The organism is Bradyrhizobium liaoningense (genome assembly GCF_018130955.1).
Classification (GTDB): domain Bacteria; phylum Pseudomonadota; class Alphaproteobacteria; order Rhizobiales; family Xanthobacteraceae; genus Bradyrhizobium; species Bradyrhizobium liaoningense_C.
The window spans coordinates 126,561-138,321 of record NZ_JAFCJM010000004.1 but is presented as its reverse complement, the minus strand read 5'-3'; the positions used below and the strand labels follow the sequence as shown (position 1 = coordinate 138,321).

Annotated in this window: 12 protein-coding genes; 2 read left to right on the top strand and 10 right to left on the bottom strand. The window is 63.8% G+C overall.

What is annotated here, in order from left to right; translation table 11 throughout:
- Positions 1-14: 14 nt before the first annotated feature.
- From JQ632_RS04880 to JQ632_RS04845, 8 genes are all read right to left on the bottom strand, one after another.
- Positions 15-479 carry a hypothetical protein gene (locus JQ632_RS04880; protein ID WP_212401151.1) on the bottom strand — a complete coding sequence of 155 codons (465 nt, stop codon included), beginning with the start codon at positions 477-479 and terminating at the stop codon, positions 15-17.
- A complete protein-coding gene (locus tag JQ632_RS04875; protein WP_212401150.1) occupies positions 463-1,392 on the bottom strand; it encodes a DUF2950 domain-containing protein in 930 nt (309 codons plus the stop codon). The genes JQ632_RS04880 and JQ632_RS04875 overlap by 17 nt, the downstream gene beginning before the upstream one ends.
- A complete protein-coding gene (locus JQ632_RS04870; protein ID WP_212401149.1) occupies positions 1,389-3,164 on the bottom strand; it encodes a DUF3300 domain-containing protein in 1,776 nt (591 codons plus the stop codon). Before JQ632_RS04870 ends, JQ632_RS04875 begins: the two co-directional genes overlap by 4 nt.
- A gap of 123 nt (positions 3,165-3,287) precedes the next feature.
- Entirely contained in the window at positions 3,288-5,177 is a 1,890-nt protein-coding gene (locus tag JQ632_RS04865; RefSeq protein ID WP_212401148.1) for a sensor histidine kinase, read from the bottom strand.
- A gap of 88 nt (positions 5,178-5,265) precedes the next feature.
- Positions 5,266-5,562 (bottom strand): hypothetical protein, encoded by a 297-nt coding sequence (locus JQ632_RS04860; protein ID WP_212401147.1) that lies wholly within the window; start codon positions 5,560-5,562, stop codon positions 5,266-5,268.
- Positions 5,559-6,344, bottom strand: a complete 786-nt coding sequence (locus JQ632_RS04855) for a DUF2092 domain-containing protein (protein ID WP_212401146.1) — start codon at positions 6,342-6,344, stop codon at positions 5,559-5,561. The genes JQ632_RS04860 and JQ632_RS04855 overlap by 4 nt, the downstream gene beginning before the upstream one ends.
- Before the next feature lie 126 nt (positions 6,345-6,470).
- Positions 6,471-7,706: an HlyD family secretion protein gene (locus tag JQ632_RS04850; RefSeq protein ID WP_212401145.1), complete on the bottom strand. Its 1,236-nt coding sequence runs from the start codon at positions 7,704-7,706 to the stop codon at positions 6,471-6,473.
- Complete coding sequence (locus JQ632_RS04845) at positions 7,699-8,112, bottom strand: hypothetical protein (RefSeq protein ID WP_212401245.1); 414 nt, start codon at positions 8,110-8,112, stop codon at positions 7,699-7,701. The genes JQ632_RS04850 and JQ632_RS04845 overlap by 8 nt, the downstream gene beginning before the upstream one ends.
- A 181-nt stretch (positions 8,113-8,293) precedes the next feature.
- Between JQ632_RS04845 and JQ632_RS04840 the strand changes: the two genes are divergently transcribed.
- Entirely contained in the window at positions 8,294-8,746 is a 453-nt protein-coding gene (locus JQ632_RS04840; RefSeq protein WP_212401144.1) for a hypothetical protein, read from the top strand.
- Positions 8,747-8,748: 2 nt separating this feature from the next.
- Entirely contained in the window at positions 8,749-9,549 is an 801-nt protein-coding gene (ppk2, locus tag JQ632_RS04835) for a polyphosphate kinase 2 (protein WP_212401143.1), read from the top strand.
- A gap of 43 nt (positions 9,550-9,592) precedes the next feature.
- Here ppk2 and JQ632_RS04830 read toward each other — a convergent pair whose 3' ends face one another.
- Positions 9,593-10,027 carry a hypothetical protein gene (locus tag JQ632_RS04830; RefSeq protein ID WP_212401142.1) on the bottom strand — a complete coding sequence of 145 codons (435 nt, stop codon included), beginning with the start codon at positions 10,025-10,027 and terminating at the stop codon, positions 9,593-9,595.
- A 32-nt stretch (positions 10,028-10,059) separates the two neighbouring features.
- Complete coding sequence (locus JQ632_RS04825; RefSeq protein ID WP_212401141.1) at positions 10,060-11,760, bottom strand: aspartate:alanine exchanger family transporter; 1,701 nt, start codon at positions 11,758-11,760, stop codon at positions 10,060-10,062.
- Position 11,761: the final 1 nt, after the last annotated feature.

Genomic DNA, 11,761 nt, shown 5'->3' with positions numbered 1-11,761 from the left:
GAATCACAACGGAATCACTTCATGGAAATCGTGATCGCACTGAGGTTGGCGGCGACCTCCATGCCGGCCTTCGGTCCCTGCAGCACGATGGTGACGCCCTTCTCGTTGCGCAAATGGACGCCGTTGACGCCGCCGACCAGCGCAAAGCCGCCGCCGACGGAGCTGTAGGTGCCGGCGAAATCGCCGACCTCGCGGATGCCGGAGGCCCAGCCGTCGAGGCGGCCGATGGTTGCGCCGGCCGTGATGCCAAAGCTCACGCCGGAGACGCGGAACGGATAGTTGCGGCCGCGATAGGTGAGGACGCCGCTGCCGGCGCCGCCGCCGACCAGAAGGCCTGCCTTGAGGATCTTGACCCGGACATGGCCGGAGGCTTGCGCAAGGCTCGGCACCGGCGCGGCTGCGGCGAGCAGCGCGACGACCGTCAGGAAGATGGCAAGCGCGCGCGGCAAGGCGTCCCTCGCCTCACGGTTTGGCTGCATCGGCTTTCTTCCAGGTCTGGTCGGGATCGAACAGCATGAGGCGCTTGGCGACGAAGTCGGTCCGCGGTCCCAGATCCTTCTGGTAGACGACGCCGTTGTGATTGACGAGGAAAGTCATCACGCCGGAATTACCGTATTCGGCAGGCCAGGCGATCAGCCCAAAGCCTCCGATCATCTTGCCCTTGACGACGTAGTTGAGTGCGCCGCCCGGAGCATCCGGCCCCTGCCCCTTGAGGATACGGAAGTAATAGCCGTGATAGGGCGCGGGCTCGAGGTCGCCGGCTCGGTAGCCTTCGCGCGACGCCTCGGCCGCCAACGCGCCGAGCGGGCTCGGGTCGGCGTCGTCGCGCCAGAACAGGCCGTCCTTCTTGCCGGGCGTCGAGACGATACGCTGCGCATAGACGCCGACACCCTCGCCGTGGTCCTTGTCGGCATATTCGTTCTGGGCATCGACATAGGCGAGAGAGGTCTGGATTGCATCGAGCTCGTTGCGGCCGATGCGGCGGCGAAGCACCTCGATGCGGCCTTCGGCGGTATTGAACTCCCAGCCGGCCTTGGCGTTCTCCAGTGGAATCGGGAACGGGAAATCCTCCGGCCCGAGCAGCAGCGTGGCCTTCTTGTTGCCTTCCGCCTTGATCGAATGCTTCTGGTCGTACAGGGAGGTGAAGCGTTGACGAATGTCGGCGTCCGCAACCTCGTCGCCGGACGAGACAATGTCGTCGGCGGCCCTGCCCAGCACCTTCAGAATGTCGCTTGGGCCGCTCTTCACGGCGGCGGCGAGCGCCGCGGCCGCGTCCTCCGGCGACTTGTACGATTGTTGCGCCAGCGACGGCGAAGTCAGCAGCGCCAGAGCCAGGAGACTCGGCCCAAGAGCGGGCAAGGCTGCCCGTTGAAGCGATCTCAGCGCGATCATGGCGTCACCTCCGCAGGAATCCTTGCACCGCCTGCAAGCCAGTCGCCGTACGTGCGGAATTTCAGACCGAGCTTCTCGTAATGGACGCGCAAGTAGCCGTCGCTGCCGCGGGTCACGGCCTCCGGCTTCACGCTCTCGACTTCCTGCGCCATCACGCCGACATAGGCCTTGTCGCTGCCGATGTAGCTGAAGCGGTAGTAGCCGAGGCCGTTGGCGAGATGGCCGAGCAGTGTGATGTCGTGCTTCAGCGCGATGTCCGAGCGCCGCCCACCACCGCCGCCGCCGCGACCTCCGCCGCCGCCAAAGCCGCCGCCGCCACGGCCGCCGCCCCCCATAGACATGCCGCCTCCGCCGCCACGACCTGCGAAGGCCGCGCCACCGCCGCCGCCGCGCGGCATGCTTGCCATGCTGGCGCGTCCGCGCGCGGAAGCCGCGGCCGCCGACCGGCCGGATGACACGTTCATGGCGCCGCCGCGATTGCCGCCACCTGCTGCAGCGCGATTGCCGCCGCCGGCACCGCCGCGGTTGGCGGCCTTCGCTCCGCCACCGCCCTTGGCGCCTGCACGGTCACCGCCACCCTTGGCACGATCACCGCCGCCCTTCGCACGGTCACCGGCTCCCGCGCGATCGCCGCCACCTTTGGCACGATCGCCTGCACCTGCGCGATCGCCGCCACGGTCGCCACCGCGATCTCCTGCACGATCACCCGCACGATCTCCTGCACGATCACCCGCACGATCTCCGGCGCGATCACCCGCACGATCTCCTGCGCGGTCGCCAGCACGATCGCCCGCCCGGTCTCCTGCACCCTGATTGGGACGCAGCACCTGGTTTCCATCTCGGCCGCGGAAATCCATGCGGTCGGCAGCGCCGGCCTTGATGTTGGTGTTGCCAAAGCGGTTCTGAACATTGACGTTGTTGTAGCGCACGCCTCCGCGATGTGCCGGATTGTGCTGCCAGCCGTTTCCGATGTTGGTGGTCCGGTGATTGACGTAGACGTTGCGGTTGCCCCAGTTGCAGCCGCCGCCCCAGTAATTGCCCCAGCGGCCGATGGCCCAGGCAGTGCCGAAGGCGAGGCCCGCCGCGACCATTCCGGCGCCGATATAGGACGGATAGCCGAAATAATACGGCGGATACTCGGCATAGGGCCAGTCGCCGTAGACAGTCGCGGGCTCGTAGTAGGGCACGTACATCTGCCCCGCCTCGGCCGGCTCGATCACGACCACCTGCTTGTTCTCCTGGGTCTGGACCGTGACCTTCTGCTGCTTGGTGGTGACGAGCTTCTTGTTGTCATAGGCCTTGGTGCGCAGGCGCTGGATCGCGTCCATCACGTCAGGCTGCTGCGCGAGAAAGGCGTCACCGAGATTCTTGGTCCAGTCGAGCTTGTCGCTCATCATGGTCAAAACCTCGGCGGTGCTCGCCAGCGCCTTGATGCTGTCGTCCCAGGACTGCTTCTCGACCTCTGTCCTGAGCGCATCGCCCTTCAGGTTCTTGCGCTCCTTCAGCCAGCGGTCGGCTTGCACGACTTCGAGAGGATAGGTCGAAGCTGCCAGCACGTTGGCCAGCAGTTCATCGGGATAGAGCGCGATCGGCGCCACCAGCGCCTCGAGTTGCTCCGGCTTCAGCAACTCCGCAGCCGGCGGCGTTGCTGGCGGCGCCTGAGTTGCGGCCGGCGCCGGCGTCGCTGGCGCGGCCGGGGTCTGCGCCATCGCGGCGACGGGGATCGTCATCACCAGCGCAAGCGCGATCAGGGTTTTGCCGCAGCGAAACATCACACCCTCCATTGGCATTTCGGCAGCGAGCATCGGGCCGCGGACGGCGCATTCTTTGACAAAGATCAAAGGAAGCGGAGCGGTCGTCATCGCCGCAGCGCGTCCTGTTGCGATGCAAGAGAACTATTGCGCGATCGGCAGCCGGATCGTGAACAGCGCCCCGCCTGTCGGCTTGTTCTCGGCAAGGATCTGTCCGCGATGCGCCTCGACGATAGTCCGGCAAATCGTCAGACCCATCCCCATGCCGAGCGGCTTGGTGGTGAAGAACGGATTGAAGACGTCCCTGAGATCGTTGCTCGTAATGCCGGGGCCGCTGTCCTCGATCCGGATCTCTGCGAACGCGCCGGAGCGCACCGTCGTCACGCCGACCTCCCGTGCCCTCGTCTCCGTCTCCGCAAGGGCATCGATCGCATTGATGATCAGGTTGAGAATGACCTGCTGAAGCTGGACGGTGTCGCCCTTCACGTACAACGCGTTTCCGGCGGCTGCGAATCTCAGGGCGATCTTGCGCCGGTCGGCGACCGCCGTCAGAAACCCGATCGCTTCGCCGACCGTCTCGTTCAGGTCGATCTCGGCGGTCTCGAACGGTGTTTTTCGCAAGATGCTGCGCAACCGGCGGATCACTTCGCTGGCCCGCTGATCGTCGCGCCTGATGTCGGCGAGGATTTCCCTGATCTCGTCGAGATCGGGCGAAGCGCTCTTCAGCATGAGCTCCGCCGTCTCGGCATTGGTGAGAATGGAGCCGAGCGGCTGGTTCAATTCGTGTGCGATCGAGGTCGTGAGCTCGCCGACCGCGGCATAACGATTGACATGCGCGAGCTCGGCAAGGCGCTGGCGCGACTCGACCTCGGCAAGGCGGCGTCGACGATGCTGATGAAGCATTCCGCTGATCAGGCCCGCCTGCATCAGGATCACCGCGGCGATGAGCACGATCTGCCACCGGTAAGCCTCCCACAAGGTCGGCTCCCGAAACAGAATCTGGCTGCCTTCTGGCAGGTTCTGCTCGCTGATGCCCCAGCGCTGCATCTCGCGCCAGTCATATCGCGGGGGAGCGAACTGGACCGGCTCGAACCTGATGTTGGCGGGCTTTTCGCCGTCGAGAATTCGGACCGCTGCATTGGCGGTCCGACTTGAGACGTCCGCGATCGAATGCATGGGGCCGCCCACGGTATCACGACCGAAGAAAGCTTCCTGATAGGAAAAGATCGGCACGTTGGCGACCGCGTGAAGCTGGCGCACAGCGTTGTCGCCCTCATGCGAGACGCCAGCAGCGTCGACCGACATCAACTGCCAGAACAGGACCGTGTGCGGCGGCAGGCTCGGAGCCCGCGCCAATATCTCCGCAAAGGGAAGATCGGCGAGCCAGACGAAGGCAACCCTGTCTTCGAACGGTCTTGCCTCCCGCTTGATCTCGTCGCGCCAGAACTTTTCCAGCGGCGAGGTGCCGGTCACGACGGCGATGGTCCTGGTATCCGGCATGACCTTCAGCATGGTAGCGAAGAACGCTGCAAAATCGTTGTACACGGAGACAACGGTGTCGTTGCCGGTCAGGCCCGCGCGGTTGACGAGGCGCTGCTCTACGGCCGCCAGCACCATAGGCGTGTCGGGAAACAGCTCCGCACGATACTTTTGCAAGAACCTTGCCGCCGGCGCACCGATACTCATCACAAGATCAGGCGGACACCCCACGTATAGCGAGCGCAGATAATCGACGAACGGCGTTTCCGGACCCGGATTGTTGAAGCGGGCCGAGAGCAGCGTGTGTTCCTGGATGTCCAGGGGATAGGACGATTGGCGTTCGAGCTCGGCCTTGATGCTGCGCGCATATTCGCTCCAGGGACGAAAATCCCGGCCGAAGGAATGCAGCAGGACGATCCGCTTTGGTTCGGCGCGATCGGCGGCGCTCGCCGGTCCAGCCGCGACGACGATCCCGACGCACAAGCAAAACCACAGCCGTGCGACCATCATCGGCCAGCCCGGCTTGACCGCAGCAACGGCGATGCGCCCGCTCATCCTCTCTCCCGCAGCTTCGATCGGCTGCTCCTGACCGCAACTCTAGCGGGACTCGCGCGATAGCCAAGCGTCTCGCAGGATCTCCATCTCAGCAGCGCGTCACAACCCGGCCATAGGCATCGACGACCTGCACGCAGGACGACCCATAATAGGCCCCTGCCGCGCCGGCCGCGGCACCGACAGCGACGGCGCGGCGCGTCGTCCGTCGCGCGACGCCCGCATAGCTCATGGGCGTGAGGGGCCGCCCGACCCGCGCCTGCGCTTCCGGGAAGAAAGCACGGTCGGCAACACGGCTCGTCTCATTCCAGGACAGACCGGCGGCAAAGGCGATTGCTGCCGCCGCCCCGATGAACATTTTTCGCGACGAGATCTTTGCTCGGATCATTGCTTGGCTCCTTGTGGGGTCCCCGGGGGGAGTTCGTCGAAATCCGCGATGGCAGCGGACTCAAGGTCGATCTTGCTGGCGCCGGCCGGCGCCTTGAACACGAAAGTATCCGCGTCCGCGAAGGCGTCGGTCTTCCAGTCCCTGATCCGCAGCGTGTATTGTGGCGCGCCGGTCAGCGTCTTGCTGGTGATGACGTATTTGCGCGGCACGGGCTTGGCGCCGGGCTCGATCCAGATCTGCCAGTCGGTCTCCGGCGTGCGGAACGCGAGATGTTCGCATTCGACGCCGTCGATCACGCCCTGCCCGACATGCTTGCCTTCGATCGTCGTCGCCGTCAGCTCATCATAGGCGTTGGACAGGATGAGATCTGTGCCGGGCATGCCGAGGCCCGAGCGCGCCTGCATCGCGGCGATCATCTGATCGACCGTGCCCGGCGCCTCGGCCTGCACATAGGTCTTGGCGTCGTTGCCGTAGAGCGAGATCGTCTTGCCGTCATAGACAAGATCAACGTCGGTATAGCCGCCGGTCCGGCGTACCCTCAGCTTGTCCGGCCGGCTCAATTTCATCTGGCCGGAGCTCGTGAACTGGATCTTCTGCAGCTCGGGCGTGATGATCTCGATGTCGCTCTCGAAGGAGGCCGACAGCGTCTTCTGGCTGCCGAGATAATCCGTCATCGATTTGAGGATTTTTGCCGGATCATCGGCGCGCGCCGGAGAGGCCGCCAGCACCAGAACCGCAGCCGTCGCGCCCCATGCCGCGCAAAGGAAGTTTGCTCGTTTCATGTCAATCCTCCTGGGATGGATCGTCATTCAGGAGGATCGGAGGCGGGCTTGTTTGATATGAATCAAGCCTTGGCTTGTTCATGGCCGCCGCCAAAGCTGCGGCGGCACGGTATCACTCCGGCCAATTCAATGGCCGCTCAGCACAAGCGTCTTGATCGGCAACAGCAGCGCCTGGATCCGCAAGAGCATGGCGTGCACGAGGCCGACACCGTCGACGACGTGCAGCGCGACCTTGCGGCTCGTCGGGGTATCCTTTGCAGAAATTTCCTCGTGATTGCTGGTGTAGGCGTTGACGATGCAACTGCTTCCCGGGGTTACGCCTTCGAGTCCGCCCTTATGAAGCGGTTCAAGGAACGCGAGGATCGTGCCGGGCTTAAAACTATTCTGCGCTTCGAGCAGTTGTTGTCCGCCCTGGAATTGTCCGGCGGCAATATAGTCCTGCACCGACGTGACCACCATTGGAATGATGACCCATGGCCTTGATATGCAAGTTGCTTCGGCCACCATGCCTTCCTTCATCACGCCCGCCTCGATCTGGCCAAAGCCGGCCTGAAGGCCCTTTCTGCCGGCGCCTTCCGGGATGAGCACCCCTGCCGGCCGCAACAGTTGATTGACGACGTCACCGGGGCGCAGCAGGAATTGCTCGACCCGGCCGTCGAGGCCGGCACGAATGATCGTCTGATCCAGAAGCACCTGCGCCTCTGCCAGCGCTGCTTCAGCGCTGGCCCTCTCGGCGGGCAAGAGTGTCGAGATCCGCAGCGTCGCTGATTGCTTCACCGCGTTGGCGGCGTCCACGCCGGACTGTCGCTGATCGACGAGCACCTGCAATTTCTCGATGTCGCGCTGAGGTACGATGCCGGGATTGCGACGCTGCAGTTCGGACTTCACGTCCAGTTCGTCCTTCGCCTGCTGCAGGTTTGCCTTGGCTTCGCCAACCTGTGCATCCGCCTTGACCACGTCGGCTTGCGCCGACGCCATCGACGCATCAATTTCCGCAACCTTACGCTTGGCGGTTTCCAATGCGGCCTGCTGCTTCGAGCTGTCCAGCGTGAACAGGACGTCACCCTTCTTCACGTCCTGGCTGAAGCCGACATTTACCTCAGCCACCCGGCCAGCGACGCCTACGGGCATGACCGGCACAGTGCGGAAATACAGCGTCGCGGAGTCTGTCGCCGGATGGAAATAGAAGATCATCGTGATCAGGGACACGGTCAGCATCAGGCAGCCGGTGATGCCCCATCTGAGTTCATACCAGACCGAGAAGAACGTGATCTCCTTGCCGAAGCGCTTGCCCTGAACGTAGCGGCGGTAGAGGTAGTCGGGCACGATGGTCAGGAGGGAGCAGAACATGAGCTCAAACATGGCTATGCTCCTTCTCCTTGGCCGGACCGGCCTTTTCGGCCGGCGGCGGAACGGGTTCGGCAACCACGGTCTCGTCGGCCGGCGTTGCGTCGGCGATCTTCTCAACGGAGTCGGCGATGCTGCGCAGCGGCGTCCCGAAATCGGGTAGATCAATCAGCGCAAGCAACAGGCCAGCCACCCAGAAAATGTGCATATGGGTAAAGAGCGAGATCAGGCCTAGCACAGCGACGAGTTCGAACTGAAGCTTCTGCGATTTGTGCGCCATCCGCTCGGGCAGGCTGTGCAATTTCCAGTAAAGCGTGCCGACCCATAATATGGCGCCGACCAGGAATATGCCCATCACCACCATCAGCGTGTCGGTGCCGCTTCCAGGTGCGAGATAGAATGGCAGATGGTGCGGCGCCATCGGATGAAGCTGCTCGCTCAATGATCTCTCCTACGTAAGGCCCGCCGCGCGCGACGCTCCTGCGGCAACCCTGCCCATCTACGTTGCGCGTTTGCTTGATTTGAATCAAGGGATTGCCGCCGGCCAGACCTAGCGTTGCCGGGAACGCTGAACTGCAAACCGCCATTTGGGAGCAACAGCCATGGCCGGCCTCGATGATCTCATTCCCAACGCCGCGCAGATCCGCAAAGAAGCTGCGCTCAAGGAGGCCCAAAAGGCCGAGGAATATGCCCGTGTCGCCGCCGCGGCCGAAGCCGAGAAGCATGCCCTGATCGATCGGCTCAGCAAGCCGTCGGGCAAGACCGAGGAGGAGAAGGTCAAGCTCGCCTCAACCATCATCGCACGTGCAGTGCGAAACGGCCTGACCGAGGTTCAGGTCTATCGCTTTCCCAACACGCTTTGCACCGACAAGGGCCGCGCCATCAACCAGATGGAAAAGGGCTGGGAAAACACCCTGACCGGCATTCCCAAGGAGATCTTCCAGCTCTGGACCGACCATCTGAAGCCGCGCGGCTATCGGATCGCCTACCAGATCATCGATTTCCCGGGCGGCGTCCCCGGCGACGTCGGCGTCACGATCTCGTGGGGCGATTGAGCATGGCCAAGGACGCAACATCGGAGCGGATGAAACGCAAGGACTACGAGAAGGCGCTGGAAAAGCTCCAGATCGAGCTTTGCCACCTCCAGGATTATGTCAGGGCGAACAAGCTCCGCGTCATCGTCATCTTCGAAGGCCGCGACGCCGCCGGCAAGGGCGGCACGATCAAGGCAATCAGCGAGAAGGTGAGCCCGCGCGTGTTCCGTGTGGTGGCACTGCCGGCACCGTCGGATCGGGAAAAGACCCAGATCTTCTTTCAACGCTACATGGAGCAGTTTCCTGCCGGCGGCGAGATCGTGATTTTCGACCGGAGCTGGTACAATCGCGCAGGCGTCGAATATGTCATGGGCTTCTGCACGCCGGCGGAACACCAGCGTTTCCTGTCGCTCTGCCCGCAGTTGGAACAATACATCGTCGACGGCGGCATCCTCCTGGTCAAGATCTGGCTCGAGGTCGGAATGGAGGAGCAGGAGCGTCGCTTCGAGGCCCGTATCGAGGATCCAGTGCGGCAATGGAAGCTGAGCCCGATGGACGTCGAATCCTACGGCCGCTGGTACGACTATTCGCGGGCGCGCGACCTGATGCTGAAGGCCACGAGCACGAAGCATGCGCCGTGGTCCATCGTCCGCTCCGACGACAAGCGCCGGGCACGGCTGAACTGCATCGCGCATCTGCTGAGCGCGATCCCCTACAAGCGCGTCAAGAAGGACAAGGTCAAGCTGCCGAAGCGCTCCAACAAGGGACGCTATGACGACCAGGCAAGCCTGAAGGGCATGAACTTCGTGACCGAACGATATTGAGAAGAGCGGGCCGCGCGAGGCACGGCCCGCTCCGGTTCCCGGCCTATTTCAGCCGGATCGTGACGCCACCGACCGCGGCCGACACCTCCGCGCCGACCTTCGGCCCGGAGAGCTGCAAGATCACGCCGTTGGCGTTTTGCAGTTGCACGGCGCCGGCCCCCGCCGCAACGGCGCCACCGGCCCCGCCCGCCGCATAAGAGCCCTCGATCGACGCCGGGCTCTTCAGATTGAGCGCGCGGCCGACCAGCTTTGTGGTCGATGCGCCGACCGTGAAGCCGACGCTCATGCCGGAGACAGTGAACGGATACTTCTTGCCGCGGAACAGCAGGACGCCCTCCCCGCCACCGACACCGACGATGAACCCGCCCTTGGTGAAGACGACAGCGACCTGGCCGGTCTCGGCGCGCGACGGCGTGCTGAAACCGATTCCACCTGCGAGCAAGGCGACCAGAGCGGCACCGATGGCAAACTTTCTCATAACTTTCGTTCTCCTTTGATAACAGCGCCGGGCTATTGAGCCAGGAGCATTGCGAAGTAGCCGAACACGGTCAGCAAAATGCCCGAGACGGCGTAGCCGACCGGGAAGCCGATCCAGGGCACGGAGCTCTGGATTTCGACCGCGGCCTCACGGCACGGTCCGGAGTGCGAACGTGCACCGGCAACACCACCCATCAGCACGGCCGGGTTGATCTTGAAGACGTGGTAGCCGATCGCCCAGACGATGAACGGCGGGATCGTGCAGGCGATGAAGCCGACAATGAAGATCTTCAGCGCAATCGCTCCCGTGAGCTGCGACAGCAGGCCGGCACCGGCATTGACACCGACGATCGCGACGAAGACCACAAGTCCGAGATCCTCAAGCACATTGCGCGCCGCATTCGGCGTGTTGCCGAAGAAGCGCAGCCGCGACACGACCGACGATACGATCACGCCCGACAGCAGGAGCCCGCCGGCGTTGCCGAGACCGATCTTGGCGCCGAAGGCCGGAAACTCGATCCGGCCGATCAGGAAGCCGATGATCATGCCGACCGCGAGCGTCAAGAGGTCGGTGGATGTGTTGCTTCGCGCGATCCGGCCCCACATCTCGCCGAGTTCGTTGACGGCGGATTTCAGACCGACCACCGAGACGATGTCCATCCGCTGCAACTCGGTCTTGAGGCCGGCCGGGATCTGGACGCCGCCGCGCTCGACCTTGGTGACCTGGAGCTGGCCGGCCACCGCGGTATCCCGGAAGGACTCGAAGGTCCGTCCGACGACTTCCTTGTTGGTGACGAGGATGTCGGCCTGGTCCATGGGAATGCCGAGCGCCTTGGCGTCGGCGACTTCAGGACCAATGAGGCCCATCTTGTCGGTGAGATGTTGCGTCGATCCGCCCAGCGCAATGACGTCGCCCTTTTGCAGGACAAGGTCGGGATCGGCGCCCAGGGCCTCCCCTCCACGCTGCACGTTGACGATCCTGTATTCGGGATTGCTCTTGCGGAAGCCCGCAATGCTCATCCCGACCTGTGCCTGGTTCTCCAGCCGGTAGGCGCGCAGGCCGAACTGGCGATAGCCGGTGAGACCGCCGCCCTCGAGATCCTTGACGCCAAATTCCTGCTCGTACTGCTTGGCCGCCGCCTTGGCGTCGACACCCCACCAGCGCGGCAGGTATTTGCAGATCAGGATGATGCCGACGGTACCCCAGATATAGGTGATGCCGTAGGACAGCGCGATCATGCCGGCGGCTTCCTCGGGCTTCATGCCCTCGGGCAGCTTGACGACGCCGGAGGTGATCGCCTGCTCGGCCGAGCCGATCGCGGCCGACATGGTCTGCGAGCCCGCGAGCATGCCACCGGCCGCGCCGGTCGGCAGCGCGAACAGCTTGGCGCCGAGCACGACGAGCGTGAGGCCGATCACGCTCGATACGACCGCCAGGATACAGAACTTGAGGCCGTCACCCCTGAGGCTGTTGATGAAGGACGGGCCGACGCGCAGGCCGACGCCGTACATGAAGAGGTAGTAGAACAGACTTTTGGCAAAGTTGTTCAGCTCGAGTTTCACGCCGTAGGTCGACGCCCAGACCGACAGGCCTGCGCCGACCACGATGGCGCCGGCGACCATGCCGAGGCCATAACCCTTGATGCTGGCCCGGCCGATCCAGACGGCGAGGCCGACGACGAAGAACAGCAGCAGATATGGGTTCTGCTGCAAGAATGTGAAAAACCCCTGCATT